Origin of the sequence: Flavobacterium sp. MMS24-S5 (genome assembly GCF_050320125.1) — a bacterium.
Taxonomy (GTDB): domain Bacteria; phylum Bacteroidota; class Bacteroidia; order Flavobacteriales; family Flavobacteriaceae; genus Flavobacterium; species Flavobacterium tyrosinilyticum.
This window is the reverse complement of sequence record NZ_CP190016.1, coordinates 3,965,093-3,989,877: the sequence shown is the minus strand read 5'-3', so window position 1 is coordinate 3,989,877 and position 24,785 is coordinate 3,965,093. Positions and strand designations below refer to the sequence as shown.

Sequence of the window (24,785 nt, the reverse complement as noted above, 5' to 3'; positions counted from 1 at the left end):
ACAGCCTTTTTAAAAATTTCTAACCAAACTAAAGCCTAATATTGTGAAAAAACTACTCTACATTGTCATTTTACTGCCTTTTATTACAAATGCGCAAACAATAAGCGGAATTGTTAAATCTGAAACTACCAATTTACCAATTGAAGATGCAAACATATATGCATTACGAGCTCAAATAGGAACCATAACCAATGACATTGGAGGGTTTTCATTAAGCAAAGCAAAAGCAAGTGACACGCTTCAGATATCACATGTTGGCTACCTAACAGCAAAAATTGCAATTGCCGATTTTAAAAAGTCAAATTTTATCATAGTGCTTAAAGAAGACATTGAAACTCTTAATAATGTAGAGATCACCAATCGTCAGGCGAAATTAAAATCTAAACTTGACTTTACTAAGCTTAAATCTTTAGATAATGTTCTGTATTCTTTTGGTTCGGCAGTTGTAAATGACAAAATTTATATTATAGGTGGTGATATCAGCGAAGAAGAGAATGTATTAAAGATTTTAAAAGAAAGAAGCATAAGCTCTGACAACAATCCTAACTTCCAAAAAAAATATCTACAATTACTTCAAATGCAAGTAGCCAAAAAATTTTACAGGGAAGACTTGCTTATTTACAATCCTAAAACAGATGTATGGGAGAAATCAAATACAAAATTCAAGAGAAGAGCTTATCATAACGTAAATTGCTACAACAATACGCTTTATGTTTTAGGAGGTAAAAGAATGTCTACAAACCAAAGATTTGAATATCTGGAAAACGAAATTGAAGTTTTTGACCTTAATAAAAACTCGATTAACATTGACAAAACCAATCCTCATATGGCTGCAGACTTTGCTTCTTTTGTCTATAAAGACAATATTATTGTCATGGGCGGCTCTACAAAAAAGACTGAAAAAGGAGAAAAAACTTTTACAGACAAAGTGCATATGTACAACATCACTTCTGGATTATGGTATGAGCTAGAAAAAATGCCGGTTGCCAAAGAAGTAAAAGGAGTTTTGATTGGCGATAAAATTTTTACTGTCGGAAATAATGACAACAAAAGCTTATCTGAGATTCAGAGTTTTGATTTAACAAATGAAACTTGGAAAAATGAAGCAACTCTAATTTCTCATTTAGAAAATCCAGCAATTGCTTACAATGTTGATGATATTTACCTTTTTGAAGATGGGAAGCTTTCAATCTACAATACAAAATCAAAACAAATTAAAGAATACTTTGTTGATCTTCAATTAAGAGATGCCACCATGCATCTTATAGACAACAAATTGTATATTCTTGGAGGCTATTCATTTGGTTCGTTCATGAAGATTCCATCATCAAAAGTGTATAGCATTTCTATTGATGAATTTGATACTACTGCGCCAAACCGTATTAGAATTTTGTCTCAAAATAATGTAGCTCAAAGAAACTAACTCATGATAAAAATGCTCTGCAAAAAACAGGGCATTTTTTCATGTATTAATTTTAAAAATAGAAATAAACTTTGATTTTTAACTGAAAGTCTATTTTATTTCATTGGAACTCAAAAAATTTAATACTAAATTTACTTCAAATAAGTCACTACAATCCTCAGTTTTAAGAGACTTTTTAAAAGAATTTAATCCAAGACAAACTTATTTACCGTGAAAAAACTACTGTATATTATCGTTTTACTACCTTTTATTACAAATGCGCAAACAGTAAGCGGAATTGTTAAATCTCAATCGACAAACTTACCGATAGAAGATACCAATATCTATTTATTGCGTACTCATATTGGAACTTTAACCAATGGAAAAGGAGAATTTTCATTGAATAATAAAATAAATCCAAATGACACTCTTCAGGTTTCTCATATCGGATTCATCACAACAAAAATTGCGATTACAGATTTAAAAAAGTCAAATTATATTATCTCTCTTGAAGAAGATGTTGAAACTTTAAAAAATGTAACTGTAACTGATAATAGGTGGTCTAAATTAAAATCGAAACTTGACTTCACCAAATTATCACCTTTAGAGTACGGCATTTATTCTTTTGGCTCTGTGGTAGCAAATGGCAAAATTTATGTTGTTGGAGGTGATAATAGTGAACAATGGAATGTTTTAACTAATATAAAATCAAAAGATATTGGTGGCGGTGATCCTACTAGATTTAATGATCCTATTTTTTTAAACAAATATCTTCAAGAGATTGGAGGCGATCAAGGTAAAGTTTTTTACAAGGGAGATCTCCTTATTTATGATCCAAAAACAGATGTATGGGAGAAATCAAATCAGAAATTAAAAAAACGAGCTTACCATAGTATAAATTTTTACATTAACACACTGTATGTTTTGGGAGGAAAAGAGGGCCTCTAGGCAATAAAAAACATGAATTTCTAGATAATGAAATTGAAGTTTTTGACCTTAACACAAATCAAATTGCAATTGACAAAACAAATCCACATAAAGCCGTAAACTTTGCTTCCTTCAGCTACAAGGACAACATTATTGTTATGGGTGGATCAATAAAATCAACTGTAAGAGGTGCAAAAATTTTTACAGATAAAGTACATCTGTACAATTTAACTTCTGGCCTTTGGTATGAGTTAGCAAAAATGCCAGTAGCCCAAGAAGTAAGCGGAGTTTTGATTGAGGACAAAATTTTTACAATTGGCAATTCCGACAATAGAAGTTTTTCTGAGATTCAGAGTTTCGATTTAACAAATGAAAGCTGGAAAAAGGAAGCAACTTTACTTTGCCGACTCGAAAATCCTGCAGTTACATACAATGACGACACTATTTACCTATTTGAAGACGGAAAACTGTTTGTTTATAATACAAAATCAAAACTAATTAAAGAATTTTATATTAATCTTGAACTAAAATGTGCTGCAATGCACTTTATTAATGACAAATTATATATCATTGGAGGATACGATTTCAGCAATTACTACGCATCTCCTTCATCAAAAACATACAGCATTTCTATAGATGAATTTGAGACCACAAGACCTTACCGAATTAGAGTTCTATCACAAGATAGTTTAGCAAACAAAAACTAATCGCATCAACATATTGTTTGTAAAAAATAAAAGCCCTGTTTTCACAGGGCTTTTACATTATATTAAATTTAAAATATTAAGCTTTTCCAGCTGCAATTAAATTTAATGCAGAACCCGCAACAAACCAGCCAATTTGACCTGCGTTGTAGGTATGGTTTGCCAAGATAATATCTTTTGTACCATCTGCATGAACAAATTCTAATGTTAATGGTTTGCCTGGAGCAAATTCTGTTAAATCTAAGAAGTTAATGGTATCATCTTCTTGGATTTTATCGTAATCCGCTTCGTTTGCAAATGTCAATCCTAAAAGACCTTGTTTTTTAAGATTTGTTTCATGAATACGAGCGAAAGATTTCACCAATACCGCTTTAACTCCTAAGAAACGTGGTTCCATAGCCGCATGCTCACGAGAAGAACCTTCTCCGTAGTTATGATCTCCCACTACGATAGATGGAACTCCAGCCGCTTTATATGAACGAGCTACAGCAGGCACAGCATCATATTCGCCAGTCAATTGGTTTTTAACCGAATTTGTTTTTTGATTGTAAGCATTTACTGCTCCAATCAACATATTGTTTGAAATATTATCTAAGTGTCCACGGAAACGCAACCAAGGTCCAGCCATAGAAATGTGGTCTGTAGTACATTTTCCGAATGCTTTAATTAACAATTTAGCACCAGTAATATTTTTACCATCCCAAGCATCAAATTGAGCTAATAATTGCAAACGCTCTGAAGCTGGATTAACCACTACTTGAACACTTGAACCATCTTCCGCTGGAGCTTGAAAACCTGGATCTTCAGCATAGAAGCCTTTAGCAGGAAGTTCGTCTCCTGTTGGCTCGTCAAGCATTACTTCTTCTCCATCTTCGTTGATTAATTTATCTGTCAACGGATTAAAACTTAAATCACCTGCAATAGCTAAAGCTGTCACCAATTCTGGCGATCCTACAAAGGCCAAAGTATTTGGGTTACCATCTGCACGTTTTGAGAAGTTACGATTGAAAGAGTGTACAATGGTGTTTCTTTCTTCTTTTTCTGCTCCTTCTCTATCCCACATACCAATACATGGTCCGCAGGCATTTGCAAAAACTGTTGCGCCAATTTTATGGAAAGTATCAATAAATCCATCTCTTTCGATTGTAGAACGAACTACTTCAGAACCTGGAGTGATTGTAAACTGTGATTTTGTTTTTAAATTTTTATCGGCAACTTGTCTTGCCAATGAAGCTGCACGAGAAATATCTTCATAAGAAGAGTTTGTACAAGAACCTATTAGACCAACTTGAATTTGTAATGGCCAATTATTTTTAACTGCTTCTTCTTTCATTTTAGAAATTGGAGTCGCTAAATCCGGAGTAAAAGTGACCATTTAAATGCGGTTCTAATGTAGATAAGTTTATTTCGATAACTTGGTCAAAATATTTTTCTGGATCTGCATATACCTCTGGATCTCCTGTTAAGTAAGAAGCAATTTTATCTGCAGCATCAGCCACTTCTGCCCTATTTGTCGAACGTAAGTAACGGCTCATTGAATCATCGTAACCAAAAGTTGAGGTTGTAGCTCCAATCTCAGCTCCCATATTACAAATTGTTCCTTTACCTGTACAAGACATAGCTGTTGCACCTTCACCAAAATATTCTACAATAGCTCCAGTACCACCTTTTACAGTAAGAATCCCTGCAACTTTAAGAATAACATCTTTTGGAGCCGTCCATCCCGATAATTTACCGGTTAATTTAACTCCGATCAATTTAGGAAACTTAAGTTCCCAAGCCATTCCAGACATAACATCTACAGCATCTGCTCCACCAACACCAATTGCCACCATTCCTAAACCACCTGCATTTACAGTATGAGAATCGGTACCAATCATCATTCCGCCCGGAAATGCATAATTTTCAAGTACAACTTGGTGAATAATTCCAGCTCCTGGCTTCCAGAAACCAATTCCGTATTTATTAGAAACAGAAGACAAGAAGTCAAAAACCTCATTACTCTGTGTTTTTGCTCTTGCCAAATCGGTTACAGCATCCACTTTTGCCTGAATTAAGTGATCACAGTGAACCGTTGTTGGAACTGCCACTTTAGATTTACCAGCGTGCATAAACTGTAATAATGCCATTTGTGCAGTTGCATCTTGACAAGCTACGCGATCGGGTGCAAAATCAACGTAATCAATTCCTCTTCCAAACGCCTTAGTAGGATTTCCATCCCAAAGGTGATTGTATAAAATTTTCTCTGTTAAAGTAAGCGGACGACCAACAATCTCGCGCGCTTTATCAACGCGACCTGGCATGTTCTCGTACACTTTTTTAATCATTTCGATATCAAAAGCCATAGATTTTTTGTTTTTATTATTCTTTTTTGAACATGACAAGTTACAAAAAATAGGAGAGTTAAAAGAAAAAGCCCGAGTTTATCGCTCGGGCTTTTGATATATTAATAATCGTAAGATTACATTACTAACGATTTATTAGAAGGTGCAAATTTAGTCAAGTTAATACCTTCAACCGCAGTTGTATATTCTGCTAATGTTGGAGTTCTTCCTAAAATTGTAGACAAAACTACAACTGGTGTAGAAGAAAGCAATGATTCTCCTTTTTTACCTTCTTTGTCTTCTACAACTCTACCTTGAAAAAGACGAGTTGAAGTTGCCATTACAGTATCTCCTTTTGCTGCTTTTCTTGATTACCCATACAAAGGTTACATCCTGGACGCTCTAAATACAGCATGTTTTCGTATTCTGTACGTGCTGCACCTTTTGGCGCATTATCGTCAAACTCGAAACCAGAATATCTTTGTAGAACTTCCCAGTCACCTTCTGCTTTCAACTCATCAACAATGTTATAAGTTGGAGGAGCAACTACAAGAGGAGCATTAAATTCTACTTTTCCTGTTTGTGCCTCTACGTTTTTCAACATTTGAGCAAGGATTTTCATATCCCCTTTGTGAACCATACAAGAACCAATAAATCCAAGATCTACTTTTTTCTCTCCACCATAGAAAGATAATGGTCTGATTGTATCGTGAGTATAACGTTTAGAAACATCAGCATTATTTACGTCTGGATCGGCGATCATTGGCTCAGCAATTTGATCAAGATCAACTACAACTTCAGCATAATATTTAGCATTTGCATCTGGAGTTAAAGCTGGTTTCTCTGCCGATTTAATTTCAGCAATTCTCTTATCAGCTTTATTAATCAATCCTTGAAGAACGTGTTTCTCGTTATCCATTCCTTTGTCGATCATAATTTGGATTCTGCCTTTAGCAATTTCCAATGATTCGATTAAAGTATCATCTTCAGAAATACAGATAGAAGCCTTCGCTTTCATCTCTGCAGTCCAGTCTGTAAAGGTAAAGGCTTGGTCAGCAGTTAATGTTCCAATGTGAACCTCAATGATTCTTCCTTGGAAAACATTTTCTCCTCCAAATTGGTGAAGCATTTGAGCTTGAGTAGCATGAACAACATCACGGAAATCCATATACCCTTTCATATCTCCTTTGAAAGTAACTTTTACAGATTCTGGAATTGGCATTGAAGCTTCTCCAGTAGCCAATGCAAGAGCAACAGTTCCTGAATCAGCACCAAAAGCAACACCTTTTGACATTCTTGTATGAGAGTCACCACCAATGATGATAGCCCACTCGTCAATAGTAATATCGTTAAGTACTTTGTGGATAACGTCAGTCATTGCATGATAAACGCCTTTTGGGTCACGAGCTGTGATCAAACCAAAATCGTTCATAAATTTCATCAATTTAGGAATATTAGCTTGTGCTTTTTTATCCCAAACTGAAGCAGTATGACAACCTGATTGGTAAGCACCGTCAACGATTGGCGAAATCACAGTAGCCGCCATAGATTCTAATTCCTGAGCAGTCATTAAACCTGTAGTATCTTGAGACCCAACAATGTTAACTTCTACACGAACATCAGAACCAGCGTGCAATACTTTACCTGGAGCAATACCAACAGCATTTTTGTTGAAGATTTTTTCTACTGCCGTAAGACCTTGTCCTTCGTGAGAAACCTCTTTTGAAGGAGCATACACTAACGGAGCTTCAACGTCTAAAACTTTAGCAGCTAATGTTTGAAGTTTTTTACCAAATACGATAGCATAAGAACCACCTGCTTTGATAAATTCCATTTTTTGAGGAGTAAATGCTTTAGAAATGTCGATCAACTCCTGATCTCCATTATAAAGTTTTTTCTCTTTAATATTGATCGTTAAAACAGTCCCCGTAGCGACAGAATAAGTTTGCTCAAGAATTGGTTCGTCGTTTTCGTTACGAATAACATTTCCTTCCGCATCAACTTTTTTAACCCAGTTTTTAAGGTCTAAACCAATACCACCAGTAACGTCTACAGTTGTTAGGAAAATTGGAGAAATTCCGTTTGTTCCACCAACAATTGGAGCAATATTTACGAATGGAATATAAGGACTTGCTTGTTTTCCTGTCCAAAGTGCCACGTTATTAACACCTGACATTCTAGAAGAACCAACTCCCATTGTTCCTTTTTCAGCAATTAACATTACGCTTTTATCAGGATGTTGTGCTTGTAACGCCTTAATTTCTTGTTGCGCTTGAGGAGTAATCATACACTGACCATGAAGTTCACGATCTGAACGAGAGTGAGCTTGATTTCCTGGAGAAAGTAAATCTGTTGAAATGTCACCTTCACCAGCAATAAAAGTAACCACTTTAATTTCGTCTGCTACTTCTGGAAGTTTTGTAAAAAACTCAGCTTGAGCATAACTTTCAAGGATTTCTTTTGCAATTGCATTATCATTTTTGAATGCCTCTACCAAACGATCTGTATCTGCTTCGTAAAGGAAAACTTGGGTCTTCAATACTTTCGCCGCTTCTTTTGCAATTGCAGCGTCACTACCTAAAGCTAAATCAAGTAATACTTCGATAGATGGTTCACCTTTCATGTGTGAAAGCAACTCAAAAGCAAAAGCTGGAGTGATTTCTTTTACTACTGATTGGCCAAGAATAATTTCTTTTAAAAACTTTGCTTTTTCACCTGCAGCACTTGTAGTACCAGGTAATGTATTGTAAATAAAAAACTTAAGAGAGTCTTCGCGATGTGCGTTATCTGCATCTTTAATTTGAGCAATGATTTCGCTTAATAATTCAGCTCCATCGATTGGTTTAGGGTGTAACCCTAGATTTTTTCTTTCTTCAATTTCTTGAATGTAATCCTGATAAATATTCATAATAAAAGCGGATTTATTTTTTTGAGGCAAATTTAAGCATTAAAGGCGATAATTAAAAAAAATTTAATAGAACAAGCCTTTTCAAAAATTATTATTGCTAAAAAACGATTTTCACTGCTTGTTTTTGCCAAAAACTCAATTTTACATCAAAATAATGAATTATTAACATTTAAAGATCTTTTCTTTAACAAAGTCGAAATTTGATGTTAGAAAACAAGTAAGTTTTTACCTCTGTTTTCATGAAGAATCTTTCTAAATAAGTAATTATAACGTTATAGTTGGGATTTTAAACGTCTTTTGAGAAGAGTTTTTGACTTGCTAAAAACAAAAAATCCTGACAATAACTTATCAGGATTCTATAAATGTAAATTTTAAATTTTACATTAATTTTTTAATAATAACTTCTTCTGTTATACCTTCAGCATCAGCTTTATAGTTTTTAATAATTCTGTGTCTCAAGATTCCCGTCGCAACGGCTTGAACATCCTCAATATCTGGTGAAAATTTCCCATTAAAAGCCGCATGCGCTTTTGCTGCTAGAATTAAATTCTGCGAAGCTCTTGCCCAGCTCCCCAATCTAAATAGTTTTTCACAAAATCGTTAGTTAAACTATTATCTGGACGAGTTTTGCTAACTAGAGTTACCGCATATTCTATTACATTGTCTGCAACAGGGATTCTGCGAATTAAGTGCTGAAAATCGATAATTTCTTGCGCCGTGAATAAAGGATTAATCTCTGTTTTAACGTCTGAAGTTGTACGTTTTACCACTTGAACCTCTTCTTCAAAAGTTGGATATTCCAATTTAATAGCAAACATAAAACGGTCTAATTGCGCTTCTGGTAAAGGATAAGTTCCTTCTTGCTCAATAGGGTTTTGAGTCGCTAAAACAAAATAGGGCAAATCTAATTTATGATGTTGTCCTGCAATGGTTACCGATCTTTCTTGCATGGCTTCCAATAAAGCTGCTTGCGTTTTTGGCGGCGTTCTGTTTATCTCATCGGCCAAAATAATATTAGAAAAAATGGGGCCTTTAATGAATTTGAAGTTCCTATTTTCATCTAAAATTTCGCTTCCTAAAATATCAGAAGGCATCAAATCTGGCGTAAACTGAATTCTTTTAAAATCCAGACCTAAGGCCTGAGACAAAGTATTTATCATTAAGGTTTTTGCTAAACCAGGAACTCCAATTAAAAGTGCGTGTCCTCCAGAAAATATACACAGTAAAATTTGATCTACAACGGCGTCTTGCCCTACAATGATTTTCGCTATTTCTTTTTTTAATTCATTTCTTTTTTGAACTAAATTGTGAATTGCTGTTACGTCAGACATTTATGAATGTATTTAAAATTAAAAAGAGTTAATTCTATGAATTCATAAAACTAACTCTTTTTATTTATTTATTAAAACTTATTTTTTCAACCAATTGTTTGCAAAAGAACAGTCTTTATACTCGCCGATAATTTTGATGTAAGTATCTTTAATTTTAGTATCAAACCATTTTGCAATTGCATTGATCTGCTTTTCTTTTAATGCTAATTCTTTAATCTTAGTATAATCTTTAGCATAGTCTGCAGTATGATCTTCAATTCTGTTGGTAACTGTAATTAACTTATATGTTTTTTTACCTTTATCATCAGTATTTAAAAGTGGTTGAGAAATTTCATCTCCTTTTAAATTTGAAACCTGGCTGTATAAAGTCGGATCCATTTTTGTCAACTCAAATCGAGTATCTTGCGTGGTTGGATTTACCAATGTTCCTCCGTTTGCTCTAGTTTCCTTTTCATCAGATTCTGTTCTTGCAGCGTCAGCAAAAGTCAGTTCTTTATTGATGATTTTATTTCTAATATTTGTAATTCTTTCTTTTGCTTCTTTTAAAGCTGCTTCAGAAACAGTTGGAGCAATCAAAATATGACGAAGCTCTACTTCTTGCCCTTTAATTTTTTCTACCATAATAATATGGTATCCAAAAGTAGTTTCAAATGGCTGAGAGATCTCACCCGCTTGCAAACTAAATGCAACATCTTTAAACTCTTTAACAAAAGGAGTTTTTCTTGTCATTTTATAATATCCTCCGTTTGGCGCAGATCCTGGATCTTGAGAATACAAAACTGCTTTTGTTGCAAAACTAGAACCTTCTAGAACGTCTTGTCGAATTGCATTTAATCTATCAATAACTTTTTGCTTGTCTTCTTTAGAAATTTTAGGCTCAACAACAATCTGCGCTACTTCCATTTCAGCTCCAAAAGTTGGCAATTCATCTTTTGGGATTTTCTTAAAGAAATTACGAACTTCTTCTGGAGTGATTTCAACATCTTTAACGATCTTATCTCTCATTTCTGATGCTAATTTTTGCTCCTTTAAGATATCAGCAAAATAAGTTTTAAACTCTTCTACAGAGCTTTTTTTATAGTATTCAACTACTTTATTGATATCTCCTACTTGTTGCGTCATATAATTAAGACGATCTTCCATCATTCCTCTTACCTCTGCATCACTTACGATAATACTATCCTGAATTGCTTGGTGAGCATATAATTTATCTTCTAAAAGTTTACCAAGCATCTGGCATCTTGTAATATCTTTTACAGATCCGCCTTGCGCAGTAATTTCCAAAAATCCTTTATCGATATCAGAATCTAAAACGATATAATCTCCTACTGTTGCAATAATTCCGTCGATTTTCAATTTCCCACCAGAAGGAACTTCAACTGGTTTTTGGGCCACAACATCAGGAATAATTTCTTGCGCTGAGATAATTGGAGTAAAAAAAGAAAAAAACAAATTGTTAGTGCAAACTTGTAATCAATTGTTTTTAGCTGTAATTTTTTTAATAGCATTATTTTAATTTTTATTTGAATGTAAGCCTGTTTTAGATAATCCCTCTGAAACTATGTATGTTCATCAAACATAAATAATTAAAGTATAGTTCTTTCGTAACTTATAACGAACAAAAATAACAATTCAATTACATAATCCAACTATCCGATATAGTATTAACAAAAAATTATAGGATAGTTCTCTTTCCATGTACGAAATCATTTCTTTCAATTTTTCTAATTCAATGAAAGACAGTTTCTAATTGCTTCTTAAATTTAGTTTTAAACATCAAATAAACACCTAATTATAAGCACCATAAAAAAAAGTTCTCAACACTACAACGTTTTCGTTAACCTCTATTTTATTGCAAATTAAAATTAAATCAAAAAAACTTTACTTTAGATGCGTAATTAATAATTTACAGGAAAAAAAATAGAAATATCTGCATTTTTAAGCCTTATAATTAAACAATTACAAAGCTCACTATTTAACTTAACCACATCTATTATGAAAAAACCTATTTTAAAATTATGCCTTATTTCGGCATTTAGTGTACTTCTGTATTCGTGTTCTGAAAATGAAATCAGCGCATCGGACGCAAAAGCTGAAAGTCAAAAATTTAAAATCATTGATGTCACGCATCACGACGGAAAACCTTTCAGTACAGGAGTTTCAAGCAATTCTGCAACAGGAAAATATGTTGATAATCCTGGTGGAGGCGTTATGATGCAAGCTTTCTATTGGGATGTTCCTGCTGGAGGAAATTGGTGGAATACAGTAAGCAGTAAGGTAACTGCTTGGGGAAATGCTGGAATTGGCTCAATTTGGCTTCCACCTGCTTCAAAAGCGCAAAATGGAGCCTTTTCTATGGGATATGACCCAACGGATTATTTTGATTTTGGAGATTATAATCAGAATGGAACAACAGAAACAAGATTCGGATCAAAAACCGAATTAGTCAATTTAATTACAGCTGCACACGCAGAAAACATTAAGGTTTATGCGGATATTGTAATTAACCATAACAGTGGCGGACAATCGGAAGCGAATCCTTTTACTGGAACAAATACCTGGACTAATTTTAATGGAATAGCGTCTGGAAAGTTCAAACGTAATTATGCTAATTTTTATAAAAACAGCTATGGCAATAATGACGAAGGCTCGTTTGGAGGATTTCCTGACTTATGCCATGCCGATCCTTATGTAAAAGACTGGCTGTGGATTAGAGCTGATGGAGTTGGTAAATACTATAAAAATACCATGAAATTTGATGGCTGGAGATTCGACTATGTAAAAGGATTCGGTGCTTGGGTTGTAAATGCTTGGAATGCTAATGTAGGCGGATTTTCTGTTGGAGAATTATGGGATTCAAATGTAAATGTGCTAAATGACTGGGCAAACGCAGCTAATAGTTCTGTTTTTGATTTTGCTTGCTATTACAAAATGAATGATGCTTTTGACGGAAATAATCTTGCTCTTTTGAATGATGATATGATGTGGAAACGCAATCCATACAAAGCGGTAACTTTTGTAACTAATCATGATACTGATGAAATTTGGAGCAAAATGCTTGCGTACTCCTATATATTAACTCATGAAGGTTATCCAACTATTTTTTATAGAGATTATGAAGAATGGCTAGATAAAAACAAATTAAATAATCTAATCTGGATCCACAATAACAAAGCAACAGGAACAACTTCTATTTTATATTCTGATAATGACGAATATATTGCACGAAGAAATGGATATAACGGAAATCCAGGATTGGTAGTTTACATTAATAATTCTGACGTTTGGCAGGAAAGATGGATTCAGACCAATTGGGCCAATACTCAAATTAAAGATTTTACAGGAAACTCAACTTGGTACCCAACTACTCAGGCAGACAAATGGGTAAAAATACAATGTCCTCCAAAAGGATATTCAATTTGGTCAATTAATCAGTAATTTTAAAAATGACTATTTAAGGCTGGTGCAAAACAGCCTTATTTTTTTGTTTAAAAATCCCGTTAGAAGTAAAGACTACCAAATTTAGGAACTGAATATTTTTATAAAGCCGTAATTTAATAGTACTTTTGCAACCTATTTATACGAAATATGAGCTTTTTAAAAGAAATACAACGCAGAAGAACATTTGGAATTATATCGCATCCCGATGCCGGTAAAACGACATTAACAGAGAAATTACTTTTATTTGGAGGTGCAATTCAAGAAGCAGGAGCTGTAAAGAATAACAAAATTAAAAAAGGAGCAACGAGTGACTTTATGGAAATCGAACGCCAAAGAGGTATCTCGGTTTCGACTTCTGTGCTTGCTTTTAATTATAAAGATAAAAAAATCAATATCCTTGATACTCCTGGACACAAGGATTTTGCTGAAGATACATTTAGAACTTTAACTGCCGTAGACAGCGTAATTGTTGTAATTGACGTTGCTAAGGGGGTTGAGGAACAAACAGAAAAATTAGTTGCTGTTTGTAGAATGCGTAATATTCCTATGATTGTTTTCATCAACAAATTAGATCGTGAAGGTAAAGATGCTTTCGATTTGATGGATGAAGTAGAACAAAAATTAGGTTTAAAAGTTACACCGTTAAGTTTCCCAATCGGAATGGGTTACGATTTCCAAGGAATTTATAATTTATGGGAAGAAAATATTAACCTTTTCAGCGGAGACAGTCGTAAAAATATCGAAGAAACAATTGCTTTTTCTGATGTACAGAACAATCCAGAATTAGATAAAATTGTGGGTGAAAAAGCAGCCAACAAACTTCGTGAAGAGTTAGAATTAATTGATGAAGTATATCCTAAATTTGAACGTCAAGATTATTTAGATGGAAAAATTCAGCCCGTATTCTTCGGTTCAGCCTTAAATAATTTTGGAGTTCGCGAATTATTAGATTGTTTCATTACAATTGCTCCATCTCCAAGACCGAAAGATTCTGAAACTCGTACAGTTGAACCTACAGAGGAGAAAATGACGGGATTTGTTTTTAAAATCCACGCCAATATGGATCCAAAACACCGTGACCGTTTAGCCTTTATCAAAATTGTTTCTGGAACTTTTGAAAGAAATAAGCCTTATTACCACGTTCGTCAGAAGAAAAATTTAAAATTCTCAAGTCCAAATGCCTTTTTTGCTGAGAAAAAAGAAATTGTAGACATTTCTTATCCTGGTGATATTGTTGGTTTACACGATACTGGAAACTTTAAAATTGGAGATACTTTGACAGAAGGTGAAATAATGAGCTTTAAAGGAATTCCGAGTTTCTCTCCAGAGCACTTTAGATACATTAACAACGCTGATCCGATGAAAGCTAAGCAATTAGAAAAAGGAGTAGATCAGTTAATGGATGAAGGTGTAGCGCAGTTATTTACTTTAGAAATGAATAATCGTAAAGTTATTGGAACCGTTGGAGCACTTCAATATGAGGTAATTCAATATCGTTTAGAGCACGAATACGGAGCAAAATGTACTTACGAAAACTTTCCTGTACATAAAGCTTGCTGGGTAAAACCGGACGATGCTAAAAACGAAGAATTCAAAGAATTTAAACGTATCAAACAAAAATTCTTGGCTCACGATAAATACGGACAATTGGTATTTTTAGCCGATTCTGATTTTACAATTCAAATGACGCAGAGTAAATATCCAACTGTGAAATTATACTTTACATCGGAATTTGATTAATTTCTTTTGAAAGAAAAAATATGTAAGGCCTGTCTAATTTTTCTAGACAGGCCTTTTTATTTACATTCCCCAATATGTAAATTTAATTATTGTCCTGTATAGTTAATTCCTAATCCACCAGCAATATAGATTTTAGTCAGTTCTTCTGAAGCAATAATTATATTTTGTTGCAATATAATTCCCTTAACCGATTTTATGTTAAAAGGGATTTGTTTGGCAAGATAGTAGTCATTTCCACTTATCGTAACCATAAGCGTTTTACTGTCTTTTGAAACTTCTGTTGCTATAGAAAATTCTCCAGTTTTTGGATTTATTTTCACTGTGTTTCCAGAATTGTTAACAGAAAGTGAAAAGTTAGAATATGCATCTCCTCTAAATGGTCTTTTAGACTTAGCTTCAATTAATTTTCCTTTAATTGTTATCAAAACCTCTTTATCTACAGTTTGATTATATGCAACTTTACCTAGAGCGTAATAAGCTGGTTCCGGACAATTTGCCTCTGTTTCTATTATTGGTCTTTCCTGTCCAGCAACGTTATTTGAAGCAAGTAAAATAGTAGCTGCTGCTACTGCAGCATATTTAAAATTACTTATTTTTGAAGTTTCACCATATTGAAATTCTTCTTCCAGTTGAGAAGCTTTTAATCTGGCGCAAATGCTTTTGTCTTTGTTTTCTGAAATGAATTTAGCCACCTCAGAGTTGGTTTTTCTACTTAAATCAATTACATTTTTCATACAAGAATTACAAAATGAACCATTTGAATTTGGAATCATTTTATCAAAATTTTCAGAACATGGACTTGCTATTTCTAAGGTGAATTTCTTTTTCATACTGTAATTATTTAAGTTAAAAATCACGAAAGGATTATTATACTTATATAGAGCATGTTTTTGAATAAAAGGTTGGGAAAAGAATAAAAAAAATTGACATAAAAAAAGCGCTAATGGAATCAGCGCTTTTTTATAATTTGAATTAATCAACCTTTACTAAGTCAGTATATTTCAAAATTTAATCTTTTTTAGGCTATAGCAAGTTAAATAAATACTTTCTTGAAAAGAAAATTACCCGACTAAAGTAAATTAAATCCGACAAACTGCATTTTAATCATAAGCCATAAAAAAAGCCCCTTAAAAAAGGGGCTTTTAAAGTTTATGCTTGTCCAGTTGGACCAAAATTAAGCGGAATTGGCGCTTGTTCCGTTTCTTTGATTTCGCCATGAGCTGCCTCAAATCTATGGATATTTTCACCTATTGCTTTTAATAATCTCTTAGCATGTTGTGGTGTCAAGACAATTCTTGATTTTACCTTGGCTTTAGGAATACCTGGCATAATACTCACAAAATCTAAAACAAACTCAGATGATGAGTGATTGATAATTGCAAGATTAGAATAAATTCCTTCTGCAATAGTTTCGTCCAACTCAATATTAATTTGCTCTTGTTGTTGTTTCGGATTACTCATAGTTTCCTAATTAATAAATGTATTCTTCTTTATTTGCCATCATTTCATTGTAATCGTCTTTAGATCCTACGATAGTGTTATCGTACTCTCTCATACCAGTTCCCGCAGGAATTCTGTGTCCAACAATTACATTTTCTTTTAATCCTTCTAAGTCATCTACTTTACCCGCTACTGCAGCTTCGTTAAGTACTTTCGTTGTCTCCTGGAATGAAGCCGCAGAAATGAATGATTTAGTTTGTAACGAAGCTCTTGTAATACCTTGAAGAACTGGCGTTGCAGTTGCAGTGATTACGTCTCTTGCTACAACAAGATTTTTATCTGTACGTTTTAATAATGAATTTTCATCACGTAATTCGCGAGGTGTAATGATCTGACCTGGTTTCAACACTGAAGAATCTCCAGCATCTTCAACCACTTTCATACCATATAATTTATCGTTTTGAACGATGAAATCTTTAGTATGGATTAATTGATCCTCTAAGAATAAAGTATCACCTGGATCCTGAACTCTTACTTTACGCATCATTTGACGAATAACTACCTCAAAGTGCTTATCATTAATTTTTACCCCTTGTAAACGGTAAACCTCTTGAATTTCATTTACCAAGTACTGTTGAACAGCAGCTGAACCTTGAATTCTTAAAATATCATCTGGTGTAATTGCACCGTCAGACAATGGAACTCCCGCTCTTACGAAGTCATTCTCTTGTACTAAGATTTGGCTTGAAAGTTTAACTAAATACTTTTTAATCTCACCAAATTTAGATTCGATAACGATCTCACGGTTACCTCTTTTGATTTTTCCAAAAGAAACAACACCATCAATTTCAGACACAACTGCTGGGTTAGAAGGGTTACGAGCCTCAAGAAGCTCAGTAATTCTTGGTAAACCTCCCGTGATATCGCCCGCTTTAGAAGAACGACGTGGGATTTTTACTAATACTTTACCTGCTTTAATTTTCTCACCGTTTTCAACCATTAAGTGTGCACCTACTGGTAAGTTGTAAGAACGAATCAATTCACCTTCTTTACCATAAACTAATAAAGTTGGGATTAATTTTTTGTTTCTAGCTTCAGAAATTACTTTTTCTTGGAAACCAGTCTGCTCATCGATCTCCACCATGAACGATTGTCCTTGCTCTAAATCTTCGTAAGCGATCTTACCTGTAAACTCAGAAACAATTACACCGTTATATGGATCCCATTTACAGATTACAGTTCCTTTAGCTACAGTTTCTCCATCTCCAACAAAGATACTAGAACCGTAAGGAATGTTATGTGTATTTAAAACAATTCCAGTTTTCTCGTCAACTAATTTTAATTCAGTTGAACGTGAAACTACGATATCAACAGAGTTACCTTCTCCGTCTTCTCCTTTAACTGTTTTTAAATCTTCAATTTCAAGTCTACCTGCGAATCTTGTAACAATACTAGACTCTTCAGAGATACCTCCAGCAACTCCTCCAACGTGGAACGTACGAAGTGTCAACTGTGTACCTGGCTCTCCAATAGACTGAGCTGCAATAACTCCGACAGCTTCACCTCTTTGTGTCATTTTACCAGTAGCTAAGTTTCTACCGTAACATTTAGCACAAATACCTTTTAAAGCTTCACAAGTTAATGGAGATCTAACCTCTACTTTTTCAATTGGAGAAGCTTCGATAGTTCTCATAATTGCTTCAGTAATTTGCTCTCCAGATTTAACCATTACTTCGTTAGTAAGAGGATTAATAACGTCTTGTAATGCAACACGTCCTAAAATTCTCTCTCCTAAAGATTCAACGATTTCCTCATTTTTCTTCAATGCAGCAACTTCAACACCTCTTAAAGTTCCACAATCTTCGATGTTAACAATAACATCTTGAGAAACGTCATGAAGCCTTCTTGTTAAGTAACCAGCATCGGCCGTTTTAAGAGCCGTATCCGCAAGACCTTTACGAGCACCGTGAGTAGAAATAAAGTACTCAAGGATTGAAAGACCTTCCTTAAAGTTAGAAAGAATCGGGTTTTCAATAATCTCACCACCACCAGCAGTAGATTTTTTAGGCTTAGCCATCAAACCACGCATACCAGTTAACTGACGAATCTGTTCCTTAGAACCCCTCGCCCCAGAGTCAAGCATCATATATACAGAGTTGAAACCTTGTTGGTCTTCTCTAATATTTTTCATTGCTAACTCTGTTAACTGAGCATTTGCTGAAGTCCATACGTCAATAACTTGGTTGTAACGTTCGTTATTTGTGATAAGCCCCATGTTATAGTTAGTTGAGATACCTTCAACTTGCTCTCTAGCATCTGCAATTAACTTCGTTTTTTGTTCTGGAATTCTAATATCACCTAAAGAGAATGATAAACCTCCTCTAAATGCAAATTTATACCCCATATCTTTCATATTATCCAAGAAAGCTGCCGTTGTAGGTACATCAGTCACACTTAAAATGTGTCCGATAATATCTCTAAGGTTTTTCTTAGTCAATACGTCGTTGATATATCCAGCTGCTTCAGGTACTACTTCGTTAAATAATACACGTCCTGCAGTTGTTTGAATAATTTGATACACTAATTCTCCAGCATCATTAAAATCTTTTGCTCTAATTTTTACACGAGCATTCAATTCTAATCTTCCTTCGTTTAATGCAATGTTTACTTCTTCAGCAGAATAGAAAGTTAAATCCTGACCAATAATTTTGTGGTCTTCTGTAGAAATACGCTCTTTGGTCATATAATATAGACCCAAGACCATGTCCTGAGAAGGTACAGTAATTGGAGCACCATTTGCAGGGTTCAAGATATTGTGAGAAGCCAACATTAATAATTGTGCCTCTAAAATAGCCTCTGGTCCGTAATGGTAAGTGAACCGCCATCTGGTCACCATCGAAATCGGCGTTGAATGCCGTACATACTAATGGGTGTAACTGGATCGCTTTTCCTTCAATTAATTTTGGCTGGAAAGCCTGAATACCAAGTCTGTGCAAAGTAGGAGCACGGTTAAGTAATACTGGGTGTCCTTTAATTACGTTTTCAAGGATATCCCAAACTACAGGCTCTTTCTTATCAATGATTTTCTTAGCAGATTTTACTGTTTTTACAATACCTCTTTCGATCAATTTACGGATAACGAATGGTTTGTATAATTCAGAAGCCATATCTTTTGGCAATCCGCACTCATATAATTTTAACTCTGGACCAACGACAATTACCGAACGAGCAGAATAATCCACACGTTTACCAAGTAAGTTTTGACGGAAACGTCCTTGCTTACCTTTTAATGAGTCAGATAATGATTTTAATGGTCTGTTAGATTCTGTTTTAACAGCAGAAGCTTTACGTGTGTTATCAAATAATGAATCTACAGATTCTTGTAACATACGTTTCTCGTTTCTTAAGATAACTTCCGGAGCTTTAATCTCCATTAATCTTTTCAAACGGTTGTTACGGATGATTACACGACGATATAAATCGTTCAAATCTGAAGTTGCAAAACGACCTCCATCAAGCGGTACAAGCGGACGTAATTCTGGCGGGATAACTGGAACCACTTTCATAATCATCCACTCTGGACGGTTTTCGCGGTTTTCGTTAGACTCACGGAAAGACTCAACAACTTGTAATCTTTTTAAAGCTTCAGTTTTTCTTTGTTTAGAAGTCTCGTTGTTAGCGCTGTGTCTTAATTCATAAGATAAAGCATCTAAGTCAATACGAGCTAATAAATCCATAATACACTCTGCTCCCATTTTGGCAACAAATTTATTAGGATCTAAATCATCTAAATATTGGTTTTCTTGTGGAAGAGTATCTAAAATGTTTAAGTATTCCTCTTCAGTTAAGAAATCTAATCTTTGTAAAGATTCTCCATCTGCATTTTTAGCAATACCAGCTTGGATTACTACGTATCTTTCGTAGTAGATGATCATATCTAATTTCTTAGATGGAAGACCAAGGATATAACCAATTTTGTTTGGAAGAGAACGGAAGTACCAGATGTGAGCAATTGGCACAACAAGGTTGATGTGTCCTACTCTATCACGACGTACTTTTTTCTCAGTAACTTCAACACCACAACGGTCACAGATGATACCTTTGTAACGAATTCTTTTATACTTACCACAAGCACATTCGAAATCTTTTACTGGTCCGAAGATTCTTTCGCAGAAAAGTCCGTCACGCTCTGGTTTGTGAGTTCTATAGTTAATTGTTTCTGGCTTTAAAACCTCTCCTCTTGATTCTTTCAAGATAGATTCTGGTGAAGCCAATCCAATAGAAATTTTGTTAAATCTTTTTACTGGATTTTTTTCTTTATTGTTTCTGTTATTCATCATAGTTTTTACTATTGATTTATTTTGCAATTAAAAAATTGAATTTAGATTTATAATTTACTCTTAATAAATAAGAGTTAATCATTCAGCTACTACCTCGGGTTACTTCTCTAAACCTCAAATTCTTATTTGAAGCGCTAGTTATAAAATGCCTTGCATTGTTATAAAAAATCGGAACGGTTTACGGGTATAAATCTTTAAAAACTTCTAACATTTAGTAAACAGTCTCAGTCCCAGTTTTCAGTGCTAAACTGAATACTGAGACTGTGACTAGAAACTTTTATTTATTCTTCCAAACGAAGATCTAATCCTAGACCTTTCAATTCGTGCATTAATACATTGAATGATTCTGGTAAGCCTGGTTCTGGCATAGTTTCACCCTTAACGATAGCTTCGTAAGTTTTAGCTCTACCAATAACATCATCAGACTTAACAGTTAAGATTTCACGTAAAGTACTAGAAGCTCCATAAGCCTCAAGTGCCCAAACCTCCATCTCTCCAAAACGCTGACCTCCAAATTGAGCCTTACCTCCAAGTGGCTGTTGCGTAATCAATGAGTATGGTCCGATAGAACGTGCGTGCATCTTATCATCAACCATGTGTCCTAATTTAAGCATGTAAATTACACCCACAGTTGCTTTTTGTGCAAAACGCTCTCCAGTTCCACCATCATAAAGATATGTATGTCCAAAACGTGGTACGTTAGCCTCATCAGTCAAAGCATTGATTTCGTCTAGAGAAGCACCGTCGAAGATTGGAGTAGCAAATTTTCTACCCAAGTTCATACCAGCCCATCCAAGAACAGTCTCATAAATCTGACCAATGTTCATACGTGAAGGTACCCCAAGTGGATTCAATACGATATCTACTGGTGTTCCATCTTCTAAGAAAGGCATATCTTCGTGACGAACGATTCTAGCAACAATACCTTTGTTACCGTGACGTCCCGCCATTTTATCACCTACTTTTAACTTACGTTTTTTAGCGATATAGATTTTAGCCAATTTCAAGATTCCAGATGGTAATTCATCTCCAACTGTAATAGTAAATTTCTCTCTTCTTAAAGCTCCTTGTAAGTCGTTCAGCTTAATTTTATAGTTATGAATTAAATCATTAACCATTTTATTTGTAGCATCATCAGCAACCCACTGACCTTTGCTTAAGTGAGCAAAATCTTCTACTGCGTAAAGCATTTTTTGAGTATATTTTTTACCTTTTGGTAAAACTTCTTCACCCAAATCATTCATTACACCTTGAGATGTTTTTCCGTTAACGATCAAGAATAATTTCTCAACTAATCTGTCTTTTAATTCAACAAATTTAGTTTCGAATTCCATTTCTAAAGCGCCTAAAGCATCTTTATCTTGAGTACGTTTACGTTTATCTTTTACGGCTCTTGCAAATAATTTTTTGTCAAGAACTACACCATGTAATGATGGAGAAGCTTTTAATGAAGCATCTTTCACATCACCCGCTTTATCTCCGAAGATTGCACGAAGCAATTTCTCCTCTGGAGTAGGATCTGATTCTCCTTTTGGTGTAATTTTCCCAATCAAAATGTCGCCAGGTTTAACCTCCGCTCCAATTCTGATCATACCGTTTTCATCTAAATCTTTAGTAGCTTCTTCAGAAACGTTAGGAATATCGTTTGTTAACTCTTCGTTTCCTAACTTAGTATCTCTAACCTCTAATGAATAATCATCAACGTGGATAGATGTAAAAATATCATCGCGAACTACTTTCTCAGAAATTACAATCGCATCCTCGAAGTTGTATCCTTTCCATGGCATGAACGCAACTTTTAAGTTTCTACCTAAAGCTAATTCTCCATTTTGAGTAGCATATCCTTCAGACAATACTTGTCCAGGAACAACTCTATCACCTCTTCTTACGATAGGCTTCAAGTTGATACTTGTACCTTGATTGGTTTTTCTAAATTTAATTAAGTTGTACGTTTTCTCATCAGCATCAAAACTTACCATTCTCTCGTCTTCTGTACGATCGTATTTAATAGTGATGATGTTAGCATCTACGTATTCAACAGTACCATGCCCTTCAGCATTGATTAATACTCTTGAATCTGAAGCTACCTGACGCTCTAAACCTGTACCAACAATCGGTGCTTCAGGACGGATCAAAGGAACTGCCTGACGCATCATGTTCGATCCCATCAACGCACGGTTCGCATCATCATGCTCCAAGAAAGGAATCAAAGATGCAGAAATCGAAGCGATCTGGTTAGGAGCAACGTCTGTATAATGTACTGAACTTGGTTCAACAACTGGGAAGTCACCCTCTTCACGAGCAATAACATTACTAGCTGTAATTTTACCAGAAGCATCCATTTCAATGTTTGCTTGAGCAATCATTTTACCTTCTTCTTCTTCAGCACTTAAATAGATTGGTGCGCTTTCTAAATCAACAACACCATCTGTAACTTTACGGTATGGAGTTTCGATGAATCCCATTCCGTTTACTTTTGCATAAACACCAAGAGATGAAATCAAACCAATGTTTGGTCCCTCAGGAGTTTCAATCGGACATAAACGACCATAGTGCGTATAGTGAACGTCACGAACCTCGAAACCAGCTCTCTCTCTCGAAAGTCCACCTGGCCCAAGTGCAGAAAGTCTTCTTTTGTGTGTAATCTCAGCTAATGGATTCGTTTGGTCCATAAATTGAGATAACTGGTTAGTACCAAAGAAAGAGTTGATAACTGATGATAATGTTTTAGCATTAATCAAATCAATTGGTGTAAACACCTCGTTATCTCTAACGTTCATTCTCTCACGAATAGTTCTAGCCATACGTGCTAAACCAACACCGAATTGTTGAGACAATTGTTCACCAACTGTTCTAACACGACGGTTTGATAAGTGATCAATATCATCAATCTCTGCTTTAGAGTTAATCAATTCGATCAAATATTTAACGATTGTAATGATATCCTCTTTAGTAAGCACTTGCTTATCCATAGGGATATCTAAATCTAATTTTTTGTTCATTCTGTAACGACCAACTTCACCTAAGTTATAACGTTGATCAGAGAAGAACAATTTATCTATAATACCACGAGCAGTTTCCTCATCAGGCGGTTCAGCGTTACGCAACTGACGGTAAATGTGCTCTACAGCTTCTTTTTCAGAGTTTGTTGGATCTTTTTGTAACGTGTTGTGGATAATAGCATAATCTGCTTGGTTATTATCCTCTTTGTGCAACAAAATAGATTTTACGTTAGAATCGATGATCTCTTCAACATTATCTTTGTCGATAATAGTATCACGATCAAGGATGATTTCGTTACGCTCGATAGAAACTACCTCTCCAGTATCCTCATCTACGAAATCCTCGTGCCATGTATTCAAAACACGCGCTGCAAGTCTTCTTCCAATATATTTCTTAATTCCTGTTTTAGAAACTTTAATTTCTTCTGCTAAGTCGAAAATTTCAAGGATATCCTTATCTCTTTCGAAACCGATAGCACGGAATAAAGTTGTTACAGGTAATTTTTTCTTTCTATCAATATACGCGTACATTACGCTGTTAATATCAGTAGAGAATTCTATCCAAGATCCTTTAAAAGGAATTACTCTCGCAGAATAAAGTTTAGTTCCATTTGCGTGGAATGACTGTCCAAAGAAAACCCCTGGAGAACGGTGTAATTGAGACACTACAACACGCTCGGCACCATTAATAACAAAAGTACCACTAGGAGTCATGTAAGGAATTGTTCCAAGATAAACATCTTGTACAATAGTTTCAAAATCTTCGTGTTCTGGATCTGTACAATATAGTTTTAACCTAGCTTTTAAAGGCACACTATAAGTAAGACCTCTCTCTATACATTCTTGAATTGTATAACGTGGAGGATCAACAAAATAATCTAGGAATTCCAATACAAAGTTATTTCTTGTATCTGTAATTGGGAAGTTTTCCATGAAGGTATTGTATAACCCTTCGTTGCCTCTTTCGTCAGATTTCGTTTCTAATTGAAAGAAATCTTTAAAAGATTTAACCTGAACATCTAAGAAATCTGGATAATCAGGGATATTTTTTGTAGAGGCAAAATTCAATCTTTCAGTCTGATTTGTTATCATCAATGGACAAAATTTTGATTAAAAAAAAGTAATTTTTGTTTGTGTAAACACACTGTTTAATCTATACTTTCTTATTATAATCAATACATCTTTAAAAATAAAACAGTAAAACAAGTTCGATTTTCTTTCTTCGT

At 34.6% G+C, this 24,785-nt stretch carries 8 protein-coding genes and 5 pseudogenes; 5 read left to right on the top strand and 8 right to left on the bottom strand.

Translation table 11 applies throughout. The features are described 5' to 3' along the window. The first annotated feature begins 43 nt into the window (after positions 1-43). The 3 genes from ACPWTF_RS18400 (at position 44) to ACPWTF_RS18390 (ending at position 3,036) form a co-directional block, all read left to right on the top strand. Positions 44-1,423 (top strand): Kelch repeat-containing protein, encoded by a 1,380-nt coding sequence (locus ACPWTF_RS18400; protein ID WP_427872431.1) that lies wholly within the window; start codon positions 44-46, stop codon positions 1,421-1,423. Positions 1,424-1,633: 210 nt separating this feature from the next. Then, positions 1,634-2,350, top strand: coding sequence for a carboxypeptidase-like regulatory domain-containing protein (locus tag ACPWTF_RS18395; protein ID WP_427872430.1), 717 nt, complete (start codon positions 1,634-1,636; stop codon positions 2,348-2,350). A 137-nt stretch (positions 2,351-2,487) separates the two neighbouring features. After that, positions 2,488-3,036: a hypothetical protein gene (locus ACPWTF_RS18390; protein WP_427872429.1), complete on the top strand. Its 549-nt coding sequence runs from the start codon at positions 2,488-2,490 to the stop codon at positions 3,034-3,036. Between the two features lie 76 nt (positions 3,037-3,112). Here the strand turns inward: ACPWTF_RS18390 and ACPWTF_RS18385 are convergent. From ACPWTF_RS18385 to ACPWTF_RS18370, 4 pseudogenes are all read right to left on the bottom strand, one after another. Next, positions 3,113-5,378: pseudogene (locus ACPWTF_RS18385) on the bottom strand (aconitate hydratase). 116 nt (positions 5,379-5,494) lie between these two features. Beyond that, a pseudogene (locus tag ACPWTF_RS18380) lies at positions 5,495-8,265 on the bottom strand (bifunctional aconitate hydratase 2/2-methylisocitrate dehydratase). 378 nt (positions 8,266-8,643) lie between these two features. Beyond that, positions 8,644-9,596, bottom strand: a pseudogene (locus ACPWTF_RS18375) (AAA family ATPase). A 78-nt stretch (positions 9,597-9,674) separates the two neighbouring features. Beyond that, positions 9,675-11,104 (bottom strand): annotated as a pseudogene (locus tag ACPWTF_RS18370) (peptidylprolyl isomerase). A gap of 487 nt (positions 11,105-11,591) precedes the next feature. On the opposite strand from ACPWTF_RS18370, the gene ACPWTF_RS18365 reads away from it, so the two are divergent. Together ACPWTF_RS18365 and ACPWTF_RS18360 are read left to right on the top strand one after the other, a co-directional pair. Further along, entirely contained in the window at positions 11,592-13,034 is a 1,443-nt protein-coding gene (locus tag ACPWTF_RS18365) for an alpha-amylase (protein WP_427872428.1), read from the top strand. 150 nt (positions 13,035-13,184) lie between these two features. Continuing rightward, complete coding sequence (locus ACPWTF_RS18360; protein WP_177210637.1) at positions 13,185-14,777, top strand: peptide chain release factor 3; 1,593 nt, start codon at positions 13,185-13,187, stop codon at positions 14,775-14,777. An 86-nt stretch (positions 14,778-14,863) separates the two neighbouring features. Here ACPWTF_RS18360 and ACPWTF_RS18355 read toward each other — a convergent pair whose 3' ends face one another. The 4 genes and pseudogenes from ACPWTF_RS18355 to rpoB form a co-directional block, all read right to left on the bottom strand. Continuing rightward, positions 14,864-15,607: a hypothetical protein gene (locus ACPWTF_RS18355; protein WP_427872427.1), complete on the bottom strand. Its 744-nt coding sequence runs from the start codon at positions 15,605-15,607 to the stop codon at positions 14,864-14,866. Between the two features lie 319 nt (positions 15,608-15,926). Next, complete coding sequence (locus tag ACPWTF_RS18350) at positions 15,927-16,238, bottom strand: DUF3467 domain-containing protein (RefSeq protein ID WP_055094614.1); 312 nt, start codon at positions 16,236-16,238, stop codon at positions 15,927-15,929. 10 nt (positions 16,239-16,248) lie between these two features. Continuing rightward, positions 16,249-20,557, bottom strand: a pseudogene (rpoC, locus tag ACPWTF_RS18345) (DNA-directed RNA polymerase subunit beta'). A gap of 281 nt (positions 20,558-20,838) precedes the next feature. Further along, positions 20,839-24,651: a DNA-directed RNA polymerase subunit beta gene (gene rpoB, locus ACPWTF_RS18340; RefSeq protein WP_248729635.1), complete on the bottom strand. Its 3,813-nt coding sequence runs from the start codon at positions 24,649-24,651 to the stop codon at positions 20,839-20,841. Positions 24,652-24,785 lie beyond the last annotated feature (134 nt).